This is a genomic window from Vibrio sp. 10N.286.51.C3 (genome assembly GCF_003050065.1).
Taxonomy (GTDB): domain Bacteria; phylum Pseudomonadota; class Gammaproteobacteria; order Enterobacterales; family Vibrionaceae; genus Vibrio; species Vibrio crassostreae.
In genome coordinates this window covers 21,747-39,783 of the sequence record NZ_PIGC01000003.1, presented here as the reverse complement: position 1 = coordinate 39,783, position 18,037 = coordinate 21,747, and the positions used below count along the sequence as shown (strand labels likewise).

At 41.4% G+C, this 18,037-nt stretch carries 12 protein-coding genes and 3 pseudogenes; 5 read left to right on the top strand and 10 right to left on the bottom strand.

Translation table 11 applies throughout. The features are described 5' to 3' along the window. Positions 1 to 10: 10 nt before the first annotated feature. Both CWO27_RS03685 and putP read left to right on the top strand, forming a co-directional pair. Complete coding sequence (locus CWO27_RS03685; protein ID WP_107898563.1) at positions 11 to 715, top strand: 1-pyrroline-5-carboxylate dehydrogenase; 705 nt, start codon at positions 11 to 13, stop codon at positions 713 to 715. Between the two features lie 150 nt (positions 716 to 865). Further along, the gene (gene putP, locus CWO27_RS03680; RefSeq protein ID WP_170960787.1) at positions 866 to 2,392 is read left to right on the top strand and encodes a sodium/proline symporter PutP; all 1,527 of its coding nucleotides are present in this window, start codon (positions 866 to 868) and stop codon (positions 2,390 to 2,392) included. A 653-nt stretch (positions 2,393 to 3,045) separates the two neighbouring features. On the opposite strand, the gene CWO27_RS23530 is transcribed toward putP, so the two are convergent. Continuing rightward, positions 3,046 to 3,216, bottom strand: coding sequence for a hypothetical protein (locus tag CWO27_RS23530; protein WP_165886738.1), 171 nt, complete (start codon positions 3,214 to 3,216; stop codon positions 3,046 to 3,048). Between the two features lie 279 nt (positions 3,217 to 3,495). On the opposite strand from CWO27_RS23530, the gene CWO27_RS03670 reads away from it, so the two are divergent. Next, positions 3,496 to 3,984 carry an Lrp/AsnC family transcriptional regulator gene (locus CWO27_RS03670; RefSeq protein WP_004732526.1) on the top strand — a complete coding sequence of 163 codons (489 nt, stop codon included), beginning with the start codon at positions 3,496 to 3,498 and terminating at the stop codon, positions 3,982 to 3,984. A 114-nt stretch (positions 3,985 to 4,098) separates the two neighbouring features. Here CWO27_RS03670 and CWO27_RS03665 read toward each other — a convergent pair whose 3' ends face one another. Further along, positions 4,099 to 4,803 carry a DUF445 domain-containing protein gene (locus CWO27_RS03665; protein WP_048660510.1) on the bottom strand — a complete coding sequence of 235 codons (705 nt, stop codon included), beginning with the start codon at positions 4,801 to 4,803 and terminating at the stop codon, positions 4,099 to 4,101. A 287-nt stretch (positions 4,804 to 5,090) separates the two neighbouring features. Continuing rightward, complete coding sequence (locus CWO27_RS03660; protein ID WP_181359709.1) at positions 5,091 to 5,747, bottom strand: phage integrase; 657 nt, start codon at positions 5,745 to 5,747, stop codon at positions 5,091 to 5,093. Between the two features lie 66 nt (positions 5,748 to 5,813). Here CWO27_RS03660 and CWO27_RS23885 point away from each other — a divergent pair. Further along, a pseudogene (locus CWO27_RS23885) lies at positions 5,814 to 6,178 on the top strand (hypothetical protein). A gap of 153 nt (positions 6,179 to 6,331) precedes the next feature. Here the strand turns inward: CWO27_RS23885 and CWO27_RS03650 are convergent. Beyond that, positions 6,332 to 10,513: an SIR2 family protein gene (locus tag CWO27_RS03650; RefSeq protein ID WP_107898562.1), complete on the bottom strand. Its 4,182-nt coding sequence runs from the start codon at positions 10,511 to 10,513 to the stop codon at positions 6,332 to 6,334. Positions 10,514 to 10,858: 345 nt separating this feature from the next. Continuing rightward, positions 10,859 to 12,691, bottom strand: a complete 1,833-nt coding sequence (locus CWO27_RS03645) for an ABC transporter ATP-binding protein (RefSeq protein WP_107898561.1) — start codon at positions 12,689 to 12,691, stop codon at positions 10,859 to 10,861. Positions 12,692 to 13,289: 598 nt separating this feature from the next. On the opposite strand from CWO27_RS03645, the gene CWO27_RS03640 reads away from it, so the two are divergent. Then, positions 13,290 to 14,264 carry an arginine deiminase-related protein gene (locus CWO27_RS03640; RefSeq protein ID WP_107898560.1) on the top strand — a complete coding sequence of 325 codons (975 nt, stop codon included), beginning with the start codon at positions 13,290 to 13,292 and terminating at the stop codon, positions 14,262 to 14,264. Between the two features lie 147 nt (positions 14,265 to 14,411). Here the strand turns inward: CWO27_RS03640 and CWO27_RS03635 are convergent, their stop codons facing one another. From CWO27_RS03635 to CWO27_RS03615, 5 genes and pseudogenes are all read right to left on the bottom strand, one after another. Then, the gene (locus tag CWO27_RS03635; RefSeq protein ID WP_107898559.1) at positions 14,412 to 15,044 is read right to left on the bottom strand and encodes an esterase/lipase family protein; all 633 of its coding nucleotides are present in this window, start codon (positions 15,042 to 15,044) and stop codon (positions 14,412 to 14,414) included. 111 nt (positions 15,045 to 15,155) lie between these two features. After that, positions 15,156 to 15,519: pseudogene (locus CWO27_RS03630) on the bottom strand (helix-turn-helix domain-containing protein); the annotation flags it as partial. 30 nt (positions 15,520 to 15,549) lie between these two features. Further along, a complete protein-coding gene (locus CWO27_RS03625) occupies positions 15,550 to 16,125 on the bottom strand; it encodes a mechanosensitive ion channel family protein (RefSeq protein WP_107898558.1) in 576 nt (191 codons plus the stop codon). Between the two features lie 38 nt (positions 16,126 to 16,163). Then, positions 16,164 to 16,325 (bottom strand): annotated as a pseudogene (locus CWO27_RS03620) (CorA family divalent cation transporter); the annotation flags it as partial. Between the two features lie 50 nt (positions 16,326 to 16,375). Continuing rightward, positions 16,376 to 17,998, bottom strand: a complete 1,623-nt coding sequence (locus CWO27_RS03615) for a phosphoethanolamine transferase (protein ID WP_107898556.1) — start codon at positions 17,996 to 17,998, stop codon at positions 16,376 to 16,378. Positions 17,999 to 18,037: the final 39 nt, after the last annotated feature.

Sequence of the window (18,037 nt, the reverse complement as noted above, 5' to 3'; positions counted from 1 at the left end):
GAGCATTATCATGGTTCATCAAGTGACAGGTTTTTCTGATGCTTTGCTAGCGTGGGAACAATGGAACCTTACCGACTTTGATTACAAGAGTGCTCAGGTACTTGCGCTGAAATCAGAGATCGAAAGTCAATCTGCGCCTTTGGCGACGGTGGCGACTTATCATCTAGAGCAAGCGTCTGCGCTGCTTTCTGAACAGCACCTAATGGCAGGTCCTACGGGCGAAACCAATGAGTTGTATGCCGCTGGCCGCGGTGTGGCTTTGGTGATTGTTGATGATTGCGAAGAGAAAGTGCCAGCACTGCAAACTGCAATGGCTTTGATTACTGCTGCGCTATTGGCAGGTAACAGCGTTCAATTGTGCAGTGATGATGTGCAGTTCAATACCTTAGTTGCAGACGCAGCTAAGTCGGCGAACTTGCCAACTAACTTGGTGCAAGTTGCCTCGTATGACGCTGCTCAACAGTTGTTGTCTTGCGATGTACGTAGCGTGGGTTACGTGGGTAACTCGCAAACGGCACAAGCTATCAATTTACAGCTTGCTAAGCGTGACGGCGCAATCGTCGGTTTAGTAGCTGAAACGGATCTGGCGACAATGAATGTTGCCAATGATCCACACCTATCGCTGCGCTTCATTACCGAGCGTACGCGAACTATAAATATAACAGCCGTGGGCGGTAACGCGACCTTGCTCGAACTTGGAAGCGAAGCTCACTAACCTTCAGTAAAATTGGCTCTAAGCACTTTTGGTTCTTTCCAACTTTGGTTTTCACCATCTTTGGGTTTAACTGATAGTGCTTTGGAGCCTGAATACCTAACTCAATGCACTTGCTTGCCTTTATGGTGAGTGCCTTGCATTGAATTAGGCATGGAAGGCTTTCTACAAAATGAGGACTATCAAATGATAGAAAACAGTTTTGCAATAACGACGACGTTCATTGCGTATCTAATTATGATGCTAGCGATCGGTGTTATTGCTTACAAACGTACATCTAACTCAACTGACTACTTCCTAGGTGGTCGTTCGTTAGGCCCATGGCCTGCTGCACTTTCTGCTGGTGCATCAGACATGAGTGGTTGGTTGCTACTTGGCCTGCCTGGTTACGCTTACGCTGCTGGCTTTGAAGCATTTTGGCTTGCTGGTGGCCTACTTGTTGGTACTTGGGCAAACTGGTTAATCAGTGCAAAACGTCTACGTACTTACAGCATTACGACTGAATCACTGACGCTGCCTGAGTTCCTATCTCGTCGTTTCAATGATAATTCTAAGCTGATCCAAACAATTTCTGCTTTCTTTATCCTTTTATTCTTCCTTTTCTACACAAGTTCAGGCTTGGTAGCGGGTGGTAAATTGTTTGAAACGGTATTCGGCCTAGATTACACAACGGCAGTAATTATCGGCACAGTATGTGTGGTTTCGTACACACTGTTTGGTGGTTTCCTTGCTGTATCTTGGACGGACTTGGTTCAAGGTCTGCTGATGTCTGCTGCGCTATTGATTGTACCAATCGCAGCAATGAACGGTGGCCTTGGTCAACTATCGACTGACCTACACAACATCAACCCAGAGCTTCTAACGCTATGGAATGATGCGAAAGGTGAGCCGCTTTCTGCTATCGCGATCATCTCGCTAGCGGCATGGGGTCTAGGTTACTTCGGTCAGCCACACATTCTTGCTCGTTTTAAAGCAACACGTACTAATAAAGACCTAACAACAGCGCGTCGCATCGCGGTGGTATGGACTGCACTGTCTATGGTTGGTGCAATGCTGGTTGGTCTTGTTGGTCTAATCTATGTGACGAACTCTGGTGCACCTAAGCTAGACGATGGCGAGAAGATCTTCATGCTTCTTGTAAACGCGATGTTCCACCCAGTAATTGCAGGTATCCTACTGGCTGCAATCCTAGCGGCAATCATGAGTACTGCGGATTCACAACTTCTTGTTTCTTCATCTGCGATGGCAGAAGATCTGTACAAGCAAGTTCTGAAGAAAGACGCAACGTCAGAAGAGATTGTTCGTGTAGGCCGTTTCGCGGTTATCCTAATCTCTCTCATTGCTCTTGTACTAGCGATGACGCCAGACAGTTCAGTTCTTGGCCTTGTATCTTATGCATGGGCTGGTTTCGGTGCTGCATTTGGTCCAGCTATCGTGTTGAGCCTATACTGGTCTCGTATGAACCGTAACGGCGCTCTAGCGGGTATCGTGGTTGGTGGTGTTACGATTGTACTTTGGAAACAGTTCACGGGCGGTTGGTTCGATGTTTACGAAATCGTACCGGGAATCATCCTATCGACTATCTCTATCGTTATCGTGAGCCTAATCACTGGCGAGCCAGAAGACGAAGTTAAGAAGCAACACGCTGAGTTCGAGAAGAACCTCGTTGAGCTAGACTAATCCCAATGACTATCGGTTAAAAAACAGCCGAATTTACATTGTAAAACTTAGAGTAATAAATAGGGTCACTTTGGTGGCTCTATTTTTTTATGTGAGTACGACCTTTGTCCTATTTCAAATTAAGTCTATTCGAGGTTTTCTGATGTTGAAATTGGGGTTTACAATGTAAATCGAAAGCGTAGGATCTTGAGCGAGAAATGAAAGATCAATCTTGTTGATCGCGTTTGATGTCAAAAAACAAAATAGAAAAGTGGCTGTTTTTTGAACTTAGCGCTCACTTTTGTCATTAGCTCGGTGAATTGTGGAACCGAATTGGACATGATGTGTCAATTGTCAGTAACCACTAAAGACCTATAGGACAAAGGTATGCCTGATCTCTATTGCAAAGGATGTAAAAAAACAACACTACATAAGTCTATAATGAAACGTTGTGAAACAGAGCCCGAGACAGCCTCTGGCCGTATGATGCAATGGACGTCAAAGCTATTTAGTGGAAACCTGTACTACGATATGGAAACTCAGCACTTCTGCCGCACGTGCAATTGCCGCTGCGAAACCGGAAGTACTGTTCCCCAAGTTGGTTTAGCCTAACCCATAGTAAGTGCTTACTAACTTGATTCAAAAAACCTCCGTGTTGGGAGGTTTTTGCGTTTCTAGGCTGCTTTGAGTGCAAGTTCAGTTTCAATGGCATTGCCATCAATCTTCACATCCCAACCATAGTTTGAGTACTCATTTGCTAGTGCTTGAGCAACATCTTTTGATACCGTTACGTATGTCCATGAACCAATACCGTAAGGTTTATATGCGAGTTCTTGCGTTTTCATAATAGAGTCATCCTTTCTCTTTGATAATTCTATTATTCACTCTGGCCTATATCCTTTCTTTCGTTTCCGGCTCAACTTATTTGTTAATCGGGTCATTTCTATAATAATTTGTTAATAATCAGAGTTTGATTTATAAGCTCCATTATCTATTTGTATTTATTTATGTTTGACGTGAATGCCATGCGTGCATTTAGTTTTTTAAATGTGTGAGCGAGGTTTTCTTCGATTGCTCTAGGTATGGAATATACTGAGCGGAATTTAGAATGTTTAAGGAATGTTATGTCTCAGCATCAACTTGATCGTATCGATAAAGAGATACTACGAATTCTGCATATGAAGGGGCGTTTGCCTGTTGTTGAACTTGCAAAGCAGGTTAACCTCACGACGTCACCTTGCTCTGACAGGCTCAAGCGATTGGAGAAAGAGGGATATATCACAGGCTATCATGCTGAGCTTTGTTCAGAAAAGTTGGGACTCGATGTCCAAGTTTTTATCCATATTCGTCTCGACCAGACTAGCTTTTCTATTTTTGATAAGTTTGCCCAAGCGGTTGAAATGATGCCCGAGGTGGAAGAGTGTTATTCATTGTCGGGAGACTTCGATACCATGATCAAGGTTCGAGTGAAAGACATGAAGGCGTACCAAGCGTTTATGGCAACAAAGTTAGGTACCTTGCCAGGTGTGATTCAGACACGCAGTGAGGTCGTGATTGAAGAGCATAAAAAGGGCTTTGGTGTTAACCCTGAATTGTTGGCAACCTTAAAGTAGGGCACCGGTTTTACTTCAAGCGTGTTTGTTTAGATATAAAAAATGGAAGCCAATAAGCTTCCATTTTTGTGGGACGTTAGAGCAAGAGTAATCCGATAAACTTGTACGGCTTACTTACAGCGTAATTGCCGCAGAGATTAAGCCAATCACACCACCGAATATACCACCCCATACTACTAGCCAGCCAAGGTGTTTTTTGATCATGGTTTGAACCATCTCTTTTACAAGCTTCGGTGTCAGTTCATTCAAGCGCTGATCAATGATCGCCTCAATGTTCTCTTTGATTTCATCCATCATCGCAGGCGATTCTAACTCGTCTTTGATGGCATTTTTTACAGAGTCACTCTTGCTGATTTCAATCACTGACTCTTGCATTTTCTCAACAAATGGCGCTTTCATAGGCTGTAGTGCCTCTGTGCCACCAACCATTGCCAACATACCGCCAAACTGTGAGTTCTCGATAACATGCACCAGTGAGTCGAATGCAGGATTAAAGTCGATCTTCTGAATCACAGGCTCTAGATTAAGCGATTTTCCTGTCATCTCGCTGCTTAGGAAGCGGTCGATATTACTTTCAGTAAAGAACTGCTCCATCATCAGTTGTTTGATGGCTGCCTTGAACTCTTCAAAGCGCGCCGGAATAACGCCAGAACCGTATAGGCCGGGTACTTTCTCGAACAACATGTGAATCGCAAGCCAGTTGGTTATGGCACCTGAAAATGCGAATAGGCCTGCGTAAAGCAAGTATTGGTTTGCTGTCGCATAGCCGCCAGCAAGCAGTGCTAACGCGATAACGTTAGTTAAGACACTTTTGTTCATGGTTGATCTCTAGAAATAATACTGCGCGCATTTTAAGAAAAAAACGCCAAGAAAAAAACAAAAGGATCGATGAAGTTTACGTAACAGGTGGGGAAAGGTTGCTGATCTAGGGGCATAAGAAAGGCTAGCCTCCCCCCGAAGTCTAGCCTTATTCCAGAACGCGCAAGCGAGGCGTCTTTGGTGTTAATGTCATTATATAATTACGACATAACATTCTGCCACGTGTAATTTACCACTAATTAACAAATTGTTGTGAATCACGCCGCACTTTTAAAATAGCACATAAATCAATCGTTCGTTGCTTGCTGTAGGTCGTCAGCGATGAAGCCACCGGTTTTATCTACAGTGTGAATTTGCTTTGCTGAAAGGCTACTATCAGCGGCTATAGCACTAAGAACGGCAGGTATTTGCTCTTTTGTTAAGTAGCTAAGTTCTTTCTCGGTACTTTTGACAAGTTCAATATCCGCTAATGGGTTCGGCAGCTTCCATAAGTCATACTTTATTAGCCGACTGAACATAGCACACAAGGTTTTTAGCTCAATGTTATGAGTAGCGGCTGAGATAGTAATATTTGGACGGCTAGGATGATGACTAACTCGATTGGCGAGATAGGCTAAGTAGTCTTTCTTCGTGAATAGTTGCGCTAAGGGGTTATTGAGCATTGCGATCGTTTTGGCCATAATATCATATGAGTTCTGACCAGTTTTCACTGTGTGACCATCAACTTCCCACCAGGCATCGAGTAAATCTTTTAGCCTATGGTTATCTGCTTTTACCCCTAACCATGGCTTGTCGTTAATTTCATTCATCGTGAAGCGTTCAAACGCCGCAGCTTCGCCCTTAGTCGCAAAGTGCTTTCGAATACGTTTACCCTCGCGGCCGTTTGGGTAACATTCGCATATACATGGTTTGTTCGAGCTGTCTTTTAAATTGCGGATAGACATAATAAAGCTCAAGCTACATGTTTACTTTTTCAGGCTCTGGTTTTAGAAAGGCTAATTATGTTCGCTATGTTTCAATCAATTCAGGTTAGCTCTGGCTATAGCATGTTCAGAATGAACAGTGATGTGCCGCTAGATGCGCTTCTTAAGCTAGGTAATCGATTTACCGCACCGTTTGGAGGTTTTATTGAAGCTGAAAATATTATCGGTTTGAAGAACGTGGAACTCGTCGATATCAAATACTTTTTTATTGATAAAAAGGCTGAAGTTCTCGAGTATGTGATTCAAAAGACCACTATATAGTAGGAACATACCAAGAGAGCAAACTATACATACTGCTGTTTGAAGGAAAACCAAAACACCATCAGATTAAAGGTTTAGACCTAGGCGGAAAGAACAATGTATTTGGTTTTTTTTACGAAGAGTCTAGCTAACTAAACGTATAATTCACTTTCCATCTTTGAATATCAGTGTTGATTCGAAATTTAAGAATAAATCCTAGGATAGTAACCTCCCAGTATTTATTCTCAAACATTGATTTACTCCTCACCAAAATTAACATATAACATGTTATCTTTATGAATATACTAGTGCGTAGGTCTAATTTTTTTTTTGTTTCTTTTTATGAATTTATTTATATACTCGGAAGAGTCAATACCAAATGGATTATTGTTATTTATTTCCTTGAATGCAGGTATAGATGGGTTGACTAGCCTTTCAAGTTCATATGTCCAGTATGTAAATTGGTATATTTTGCTTAACTTAGTAGCCTCTTTATGTATTTTTTTAAATCTATCATTTAAGTTATGTTTTAATAGGAACTTGCAGTATTGGTGATAAACAGATAAGCGTCCATATATTGAACTTTCTAGCTTATCAATCGATAGAGAATATAATCCACAAATTTCTTCTAATTTTTCTTGATACAAAGATGAATCTATATCAATATTTTCTGACCGAATTAGTGCTGTCATTGAAATCTTTAATCCATTAGCTGCAGTAGAGGTGGTTACTAGCTTTGATATCTCAGGCTCAGTGAGTGGACATATACTATTTAATATATAACTTAGTTGTAGTCGTTCTACATTTTCTTGTGGATGTAGATTATTAATATGTTGGACTAGTTCTTCTTTATCTAGTAATCCTAATATAGATTTTACCTCAAAATAATCTGTATCTAAATTACAAAAGTTAAGTAACTTTTCTGAGAAGACCCCAGCAAAAACGAAAGATTCAGGATAATAACGACCATATATTTCACTTTTTATCGTGTATTCATATGCTTCCTTGATATGTCCGTCGAAGCGGTAGATAGACATAGCTAAACCTTGTGACAATTGCTCAATTAAACCTAGATCTTGTTTAGGCTCTAGGTCTTCAATAGGTAAAATATTTTTTAGCTTCTCATAGGCCTCAAAATGCCAACCAATTCTGTGCTCAATATTTAATAAACATATTTCGAGTAGTTTTTTATATTTTTCTTCTAAGTCTATGCTTTTAGATTGTATTACTAAGGATTCTATAGCGTTTTTCACTCGGTTAGAAATGTTAAGCCGAGCACTATACCTCACGGTTTGATATATGTAAGAAAAATACTCATCTTTATCAATGTTATTAAAATCTAGATATTCAAATGTTTCTACCGTGACAAGGAGATTGTTTAAGTATGTAAGTACCAAGTGAGCTTCTACATACTCACTTCTCTCACCTATACTAGTAATAGTATCCATGAAGGACATGTTAAAAAAGGCAATTTTTTGCCAATAAGGGTGGTTGGCCTCGTTTTTTCTAGCTTTAAGTAGGATAAACCTACTAACAATTGAGTGTAATTTTATTTCATCATTAGAGCTAACTAATAGTGATTTATCAGAGAGTATTTTTATAGATTTATCAGATATTATTGTTTTTGTATCTACTTTTGACTTTCCATGTTTTGTTAATTCCTTAAGGTTTTTTAATGATATTCCATCAGGAAATAAAGAGATTAGCTCGATGGCTCTTTTCTCTGTTTCATTTAAAGTTTTGTATGAATAGTTTATGGATCCGATTAATGAGTCTTTTCTACCAATGTTAGAATCTGATTTTGACTTTAGGTAAGTCGAGTTTTCAATCGATTCAAATTCTGTTACTAGAGTGTCCCTTAACTCATAAATATCTTTTCCTGGAGGGGTGTTAGATGCTACCAATTCAATAGCTAATGGGTTTCGATCCAGTAGTTTTTCTATAATTTCCTCTCGTATAAATGACTGGAATTTTGTATTACTGTATAAGTTTTTAGTATGGTTATTAAATAACTCTAATGCTTCGTAAGAGTCTAGAGAGCGCAGGGATAGTTCTTGTTCCCATTGCTCTTGGCAGCTTTCTCTAGATGTTATTATTAGTGAGCAGTATTCAGAAATGTTACCAGTAAGTTCTAGGAACTTTTCATTTCCAATATCTAAATTTAAGATACTTTCATAATTATCTAAGATTATCAGTCGATTATTACTGAAATTATTCTCGCTAAGATGTTCTTTTAGGTTGACTACAGACGAAAGAAAAAAACCTTCAGATATTTTTTGATAGAATTCGTCATAAGCCGTGATCGGTTCGCAGTCTATGAAAGTTATTCCATCTTCATACTTACCTCTCATCGATAGCTCAATAGCAAGCTTTTTAGCAATAGTCGTTTTACCTACACCACCACTTCCCTTTAAGACAAGTGCTAGAGTTTTGTCTTCGATTCGACTGATCTCTCTACTAATTGTCGCCAAATCGCTTGTACGACCAATGAATTTTGCGACTGACGACTTATCAATATTGGTCATTTTTTTTGTGAAGTTACTGGCAACTATGTGCTTTCCACTTAAGTCAGCTTCTAACTCAAAACGTTCTTGGTTTGCAAGAATGCAAGAGCTTGTCAGCTTGAGAACGTGCTTTCTAAATAGTTGATGTGCGACCTTGTCGACTATGCGTTTCTTCTGTTTACTATCACCGCTTAGTTGGTAGATAGCAACTGGAAGTTCAGTTTGTTCAGTAATGGTTTCTTCATTAATGCTATTTGGAATATTATCTACAAAAATGAATACGCCTTTGGTGTCTATTGGAAGCTCATCTAACAAGTCTTCAACGGATAAATAGTCGCTACAGCAACTCTCATCCTCAATCAAAAATCCATTCTTAGTTAAGCTAGTAAAGATGAAGGTATAATCGGATTCGTTCCAAAGAGAGTCACTGCTCAAATAGTGTTTTTCTACATGACACTTGAACCCTTTCGTAAACTTAGTTAGGTGGTCATAGTCATGCGGTTTATCTATAGGGTTGGCTAGATGAATAGAGACGGAGTCAAATGAGGTGCGAGTTTCACTTGGTTGACTAATGCTATTTCCACCATGTAGCGTATCCGCTAATTTTTTTTTTTGAGGTGAATGACTCGCCAGTTCTTCTACAACTTCAACAAGCGGAGCACCAAAGTCCGAAAAAGTGAGTACTTCAATTACGTCCAAAAGTTCATCTAATGCTTTTTCTGTACTACTTTTTTGTTCTTCTCTAACAAGAACATAGTGCGGTCCCGTATTACCTGAAAACAGCTGATTTTGTTTGCCAAGTTCTGCTAGTAACTCAACATCACTCATTGAACTACCAACGAAAAGTAAACTATCTGACGACATTACATCTTTTAATGCTGATAGAGCTGCGGAATACTCATTTTCTCCACCTTCGCCATAGAGGCGTTCGTAACTTTGCGGAGTTAGTACCATATGTTCTGGGTTTTTTATAGTGCCGTGTAAGTGCCAAATTAAGTCTTTACTGGAATTATTTATCTTAAAATTTCTTAGTTGAGATTTGTTGGAGTTATCAAATGAGGTGTAGTTAGCTTGGCTGTCGTGAGCCCACTCAAGGCACTGATCATAATTTAAGGTTATATGGCGGTGGCTTAAATTCCAAAGCGCTTTTTGTAATGAAGAGCTAGAACTATCAAGTTTGTCGAGATTGACATCAAACTGTTCTTCTAAAAATCGATTCCAGTTCTCCCCAATTAGTGATTTTTTTGCTAGCTCTGCTGCTTGTTGTAATTCCTCTATCTCGACTAGTGCCGATATCGCGTTCGCTTTTTTCTCTTTACTTTCCTTGAGAGCCTCTTCTGCGGCTTTTTCTAGAAGTGTTGGCCAAGAAGGAAATACAGCTTGTCCTTCATTGTCTTTTATAGCCATAGAAACTCCTGCACATACGACAGGAATTAATCGACCTTGTTGAATTTTGGTTTTTAAAGTGTTTGGAATATTCATTTTTTCACTAACGTATATATTAAAAATAAGGGAGGTTTTCACCTTCTCTAACACGACATCCAACCGGCCTACAACTTTGATGTCTTCTTCAGACACTTCCATGGTGCTATCACCAAATGCGATAGCTAACTTGTTTGGTAAGCGCTGAATGGAGTTGATAGATAAGCGCCCATCGATATCGATTAGATACTTTCCACTTACCGCATCGTTTTGCGACCGATCTACTAAGTAACGCGTTTGGTTGGTTTCAACTTCAATTGTTGCCAATTCGCTCAAATCCCACCCGTCAAACATGCGCTTTGTGTAGGGCATATCACCTATAGGTGATAGCTTTCCATTCGCTAGTCTGTAACTTTTCAAAAACACAATCCCATGTTGTGGGCTAGATTGTGCTTGAATTTGTGGTGTTGCTGATTGGCTGAAAGACAGCTTTGCTCGCTCTTCTACAGAATGGGCAAGCTCTTCTATTGGAGCACCTAAAGTTAGGTGCAACCTAACCATTACTTCAACTAATGGCGATTAATAATCTATCTCGTATTCAGGTTCACCCGCCGACCAAAGCCAAATGAATCTAAATGTGTTTGCACTAATGAACAAGATACCATTATGTCAGCAATCAGCTTAGCCATACCCCCAACCGCACTTGACCTATCCAGATGCATGAAGCAAATGAGTTTGTGATAGGTATATATTGATAATTTACATTCTTGATATTTGGTGTGTAAACGCTCAATAAAAATAGAACTATTACGCTAGATGAGAAAAATGGCGGCAAGATAAAATATCTGCCGCCACTTCATTGCCACTTGGTGATTGTACTTATTTTAACTGATTGTTTTTGTTTGGCTATTCTTCCACTCCAATAAACCCACCGGTTTGGTGATTCCACAATTGAGCATAGATGCCATTTTGTGTAATCAGCTCTTGGTGCGTGCCTTCTTCAACGATATTACCTTGGTCAAGTACGATCAAACGGTCCATTGCTGCAATGGTCGACAGGCGGTGTGCAATCGCAATAACCGTTTTGCCTTCCATTAGCTCAATCAAACTCTCTTGAATCGCTGCCTCTACCTCAGAATCGAGTGCAGACGTTGCTTCATCGAGAACAAGTAAGGGAGCATTTTTCAAAAGAACACGCGAGATAGCGACACGTTGACGCTGTCCACCAGAAAGCTTAACGCCTCTTTCACCCACTTGAGCATCGTAACCAATATTGCCAAACGGGTCGGTTAGGGTTTCGATAAACTCATGAGCGTGCGCTTGTTTAGTCGCCGCGTATACCTCTTCGTCGGATGCCTCTGGTCGACCGTAAAGAATGTTGTCTTTGATCGAACGGTGCAGCAGTGAGGTATCTTGAGTCACCATACCTATGTTACTGCGCAGTGAGTCTTGAGTAACGCTGGAGATTTCTTGGTCATCAATCAGGATGCGACCACTTTCTACATCGTGGAAACGCAGTAATAAGTTAACTAGGGTCGACTTACCTGCACCTGAACGGCCCACTAAGCCCACTTTTTCACCTGGCTTAATGTTGAGGTTCAGATTGTTGATCACGCCCTTGTTCTCGCCGTAGTTAAAGCTGACGTTGTCGAAGTTAATACCACCTTGTGGAACGTCCAAAGGCTTCGCATCTTTTTTGTCTTCGATAGCGATAGGTTTAGACAGGGTTTTGATGCCATCAATCACAGTACCTAGGTTTTCGAACAGACCACCGATTTCCCACATGATCCATTTCGACATGCCGTTAATACGCAGAGCTAAGCTGACTGCAATCGCAATTGCACCCACGGTGATTGCACTATCTAGCCATAAGTAGATAGAGATACCCGCAATGCTGAACACTAATAGATAGTTAGCGAACTCTACACAGATGTTGAAGCCAGTTACCAAGCGCATTTGACGGTGCACAGTATCAAGGAAGCCTTCCATGCCTTCTTCTGCGTATTCGGTTTCTCTTTTACTGTGTGAGAACAATTTCACCGTCGCGATGTTGGTGTAGCTATCAACAATACGACCTGTCATCAATGAACGCGCATCGGCTTGTTCTGATGACACATCTTTCAGCTTTGGTACGAAGTGCAGTTGGATACCGATGTAAACGAACAGCCAAATCAGCATCGGAGCCATCAAGCGCCAATCTGATTCGGCGAGCATGAATAGCATCGCAGTGAAGTAAACCGTCACGTAGACAAAAACATCAACCATTTTAGTCACGGTTTCACGCACTGCGAGTGATGTTTGCATCACTTTAGTGGCGACACGTCCGGCAAAATCATCTTGATAGAACGACAAGCTTTGCTTCAAAAGATAGCGGTGCGCTAACCAACGGATCGACATTGGGTAGTTGCCCAACAAGGTTTGGTGAAGCAAAAGCGAGTAAACACTGATCAAGATCGGCATTACGACCAATAACAGAACACCAAGCCCCATCAGTGTGGATTGGTTATCTTCTAAGAAGGTTTCTGGGTTGCTGGTTGATAGCCAATCAACCAGTTGGCCCATGTAACCGAACAGCGCGACTTCGATGATCGCGATGGTCATGCTCATTAGGCCGAGCAAGATTAACGGTTTTTCAAAACCTCGAGTGTAATGGCGACAGAATGCCAGTATTCCAGTAGGAGGTTGTATCGGCTCTCCCTTTGGAAAGGCTTCAGTAAAGCCTTCAAATTTTTTGTACATAGATTTCCCTTTATAACGAATGCATCTATTAGCAACTGCATCGTCTGTGTAGCTTTGTTTTTATAGGTTCGGTTTGAAATTGGGCGTCTTAGCTTGAAATTATATAAGCGCCAATTCGTTCTTATAAGCATTAAGCTATTCGATGGATTTTGGTTTAAGCGTTTGGTTGAAAAACTTGGCTCACGAGTTCGTTTAACACTAATACGTTGTTTAAGCGATGTCGCAGGAAAGGTCCAAAGCGTGTCTTTCATGACGCGTATTTTAGATTGAATCGGACAGGAAAAGTTAAGCTTATTTCAAACGTAATTGATTGTTATGCAACGGTGATAATCCTAACGCTAAATGGATTAAATTGTAACCTAAACCCGCCGCAAGCTAGAGAATGAAGCTCGGATATTTATTCAGCAAAACCTGCATCTCATATGCAAACTGTTGGTTCTTTCTGATGTGCTGTTATCTTGCAGTAAAAATTACCGAATAAACTGAGTTTTGCAGGAATTGTCTGGGATAAATATTCAAATCATTATTCTTTTCAGTGAATCTTGTCGTAACAAGTTGTTTACAATTCTGAGGTAAATAAAAGATAGGGACGGTTGAGATGTTAAACCTACACAAAAAATCACTTCACATTACTAATGTTCAAAACGCCAATTGCGTTGTTATGGTGCCGCCAAAAGAATTTAAATTTAATGAAGAAACGGCACAAGATAATGAGTTTCAGAACAGAGTGAATCTGACCGAAGCTGAGGTCAAATTAGAAACCATGGCCGAATTTAAGGCGATGGTCGCTTCGTTGCGTAAAGAAGGTGTGCAAGTTGTAGAGTTTGATTACCCAGAATTGGGAGTTGAAACTCCGGATGCTGTTTTCCCAAACAACTGGTTCAGTACCTGTAGTGATGGAAGCTTATTCACTTTTCCTATGGCGTGTGAAAACCGTCAGAATGAAGTTAAGCCAAATGCCCTTATTGAAGCTTTAGAAGCGTCTGGTCGAATTGTTAACCACAGTGAGTCTCTAGAGTCTTATATCGCACAAGGTTCATACCTCGAGAGCACTGGCGTGATGGTGATCGACCATATCAATAAGACTATCTACGCGGCACTCTCTCAACGTTGTGACCGCGAAGTATTAGAAGATTACGCGAAGCGCATTGGTTATTCTCGCGTGGTGTCATTCCAAACAGCACTGCCGTCTGGTCAGCCGATCTACCACACCAATGTGATGATGGCGATTGGTGATAATTTCTGCGTGATCTGTGATGAAGTGATCCCAGAGTTTGAGCGCCGTTTTGTGGTGAAGTCGCTTGCTAAAGATAAGCAGGTTATCTCTATTTCAATCGATCAGATGAACCGTTTCTGCGGCAACATCCTCCAGCTTGAAACCGTGAATGGCGACAAAGTGATCGCGATGTCTCAATCGGCTTACGACGCGTTCTCCCCAGCTCAACTCGCACAACTTTCGACACACGGTAAGCTACTACCATTTAACGTGAAAACGATCGAAGACATTGGTGGTGGTTCGGTGCGATGCATGTTGGGTGAGGTGTTCTTACCAACGCGAGTAAATCGTCTGTAACAAGCACTCATTTCTAGTAATCAATCTTCGAATACCACTCTCATTGAAGAGTGGTATTTTTGTATTAGCTTATCTTTGAATTGGTCTATCAGAAGTAAGAAGACAGAAAAAAAACCAAAGCTAGATACAAGAGCTAACTTACAAAAGCTATGAGGCGCTCTTGAAAGCTCTGTGCTCGATAAACTGAGCAGACAGCGCAACCACTTCTTTGGAGTACACAAGCGCCGTGTGATTGAGCTTGAGGGCGCAGGTGTCTGTTGCGCCTCGCAGGTTAGCGTCTTCAAGTGTCACAGTGCCATCACCAGGGTTTCTGCCCAATACAATGCGACCTACACCAGCGTCGTAGGTGCCAGTAATCACGCCAATCGGCACATCAATATCATAATCACCCAAGCCATCGCTCAAGATCATCTTGCTCGAACCAAATATAAATCCGAGGCCATGATTCGACAGCGTTTTCGCGATAGTTGCGCCGTTGTGTGGAGTTCCCGCGGTAATGATGCAGGTGTCGGCAAAGTCGGGCTGGTAAAACTTAAAGTAGTGGCGGATCAGCAAGCCACCGAGCGAGTGACCAAAGAAATAAACCTCATCGTGTTCATCAAAGCGTGCATTCACGAAGCGGTTAAGGCGTTTAGCAGCAGAAGGGAAACGCAGCGAGTTGTAAGCGAACTTGTGGGTTGTAAAGCCACGTTTTTTGAAATTTCTATCTAGATATTGCATGATCAACGCAGGCATATACAGACCATGAATCAAAACTATGTGTTTGTTTTTATTATTCATTATTGCCCTCCGACTGATGGTGTTTTCAGTATATGGAGTCGCAATTCTAAACTCAACAAAACTTGCTGTGAATGGGACACAATAGACAGAGAGTGTCGTAGTGGCAGTTCGTTATTCTGACCTGACCCCGCCATAAACGTCTATAGTTAATCCCCCTTGTTGGGCATAAGTATTGGGTGTTAGGCCAATGGTTTTCTTGAGGTAACGAATTAGGTGCGGTTGGTCACTAAACCCAAATTGAAAGGCGACGTCCATCCAGTCGATGTCATCCAAATTTCTCTTATACAAGTATTCCAACATAGCTTCGAGTTTGTTCATCGATTGGCACTGTTTTAATGTCAGCCCTGTTACCTTGTTGAAGCTTCTCTCTAATGTTCTTTGCGAGCAAAACAGCTTGTCGCTAAGCTCTGCAATCGGCGTCGAACCAAGCACCCCCCAACACCTTGCGTGTCAGTTCGCTGTGCCTGTCTATTTGACTTGCCGATATCTAAGGCACCAGTAGATCTTATGATTTTGAATTTTTAGTTTTGATTAGCTCAGAATCACTTGCTTCACTTTTTGCTTCAGGTTCAAACAAAACTTTTATCACGCCTTTTTGTAGGATCAGGTTATTAGGGTAGGTGATGATGTTGCCCGAACTGTGTCGAAGAATAACGTGGAACATGGTGATATCGATGATCACACCGCTGATGTCTTCGTCTTTCTCTGCGACCCTAACTCTGTCACCAATGCGATAAGGGAATACGAAAAATATTAGTACGCTGGCTGTTAGGTTACTTAGAATCGACCATTGCGCGAATAAAGCGACACCCAGCACCGCAAATATGGATGACAAGAATAGCGAAATATCACCAAAGCCCAAGTTAAGAACAATCGTAAACACAGCGATGAAGAGTAGAAACAGAACGATATTGAAACACTTAATCACGAACTGCTTTCGCTTCAACTCGACACGCTTGTTCTCCGCTAATGTTTCTATCCAGTTTTTCCCCAAGCGTTTTATCACCCAATACACAGTGATAAGAAGTAAACCTAAACTTACTTGTTTAAGCCACATATTGGATTGCAAAAACTCAATCATTAAATAAACCTCATTTTTCAAAATAACGACCTCTGGCTCTACGGCCACGAGTAGCCCAACGTAAATGGTGGGATTGCTATTGGGTTATTTGTTCCGGGTATCCCTGCAATATTGACACCCAGTAAACCGGTGAAAAACCCAGCAGGGAGGAAAATACCCGCAATGATAGAAAATAGGTACGTATTTCTATTCTTTTTTTCAGTTTGTTCAGGCAACTCGAGCTTTCCGATGGTTTACATAAGCAAAAGCACTAGCGACACGGTGCGAAGATATCTTGGTTCTTTCGGTATTCTTTAGTTTGTACATCCATTAGGCCAAGCAAAGAGTCGAATAGGTTATCGTGAGAAAAGCTCTGTTCTTTGCCTGCCTTTCTCAAGCAGGTTTGGTTTATCCCTTTCTGCTCGGCGAAACCATCTGACATCCACATGATCATAGGCACATGGGTTTGCTCTTTCGGTGCCAATGAATAAGGCATACCGTGTAAATAGATGCCATTCTCCCCTAAAGACTCTCCGTGATCCGAGATATACATCAGCGCGACGTTGTACTTGTCGGTCAGTTTCTCAAGTTTTTGCATCGCCTGAGAGAGGAAGAAGTCCGTGTACAGGATGGTGTTGTCGTAGGTGTTAACCACTTCCTCTTTGGTACAGTTTTCAATATCGGCGCGAGCGCAATCAGGCGTGAATTTCTTATGTTCTTCTGGATAGCGTTCAAAGTATGTAGGGCCATGAGAACCAGAAATATGATAGAAAATGATGCTATTTTTCTTAAGATCTTGAGTATCTTGCTCGAAGTTTTCTAACATCGCTGTGTCGTAGCACACATCGTTATTACACAACGGGTCGCTGTCTTTGGCGACGAGGGTCATCTCTTTGATTCGGTGTGCAACCGCCTTGTCTCCACCATCATGTTCTCGCCAGATAGAGTGAATGCCCGCGCGGTTCATGATATCGACCACGTTATCTTGATTGTAAGCCTTGTCGCGGTCGTAGTTGCTGCGATTCATGTTCGAGAACATACACGGCACAGAAACCGCAGTGGCTGTTCCGCACGACTGAACATCAGAGAAAAATATCGGGTTGTATGGCTTGGTATGAGCGTTGGTTTCTCTCTCATAGCCATAATATTGGTAGTTGTATACACGTGCGGTTTCACCAAGAACAAACACCAGTAAGGTTGGTTTTTCTGCTTGTTTCGCTTCTGGTTTTAGCTGCGCATCTAACCCTAACTCTTGATAAGGGATAGGCTCTTTTATGTAGGTGTTATTGATGTATTTAACCGTTGATGCCACGTATTCGGTTGGGATAATCATCTTTTTGATATGCGAGTTATTGCGGCCAATCGAAACGTAATCTTTGTAAAACAGCCCTGCAATAATCGCGATGATGATCAAAGAAGAGAGCAGCCCAATCGACTTCCAGACAAAGAAATCTTTCCAAGACTCTCTCTTAAGCCTGGTTAACAAAAGGATGAGTGACGGAATACCGCCCATCGCAAGTAACCATAAGATGGAGTGGGTACTTACATAGCTTGCTGCTTCACCACTATTGGTCTCGAATACGTTTTCTATCATCCCGTAGTCTACATAGATGCCGTAATTGAACATGCTGTAGCTGACGAGTGTCGAGGTGATCAGCAACAAAATAAAAAACGGCTTGGAGAATATCGGCCAATTAAAGACTTGGAAGATAAAATTGAAGGCAGCAAGGAAGAATATAGGGATGGATATAAGAAACGCAACGCTTTCAGACTTAGATGCCTGAACAATACTAAACAGCTCTTGGGTGAGAGGGATGTTGATGACAAGCAGATAATACACAGCCAACACAAAGGGTAGCTTGTTTATCGACATATTTAAGCTTGGTAGATTCATAGGTTTTGTTTTCCTGCGTCTCTTATTCCTTTATTTTAG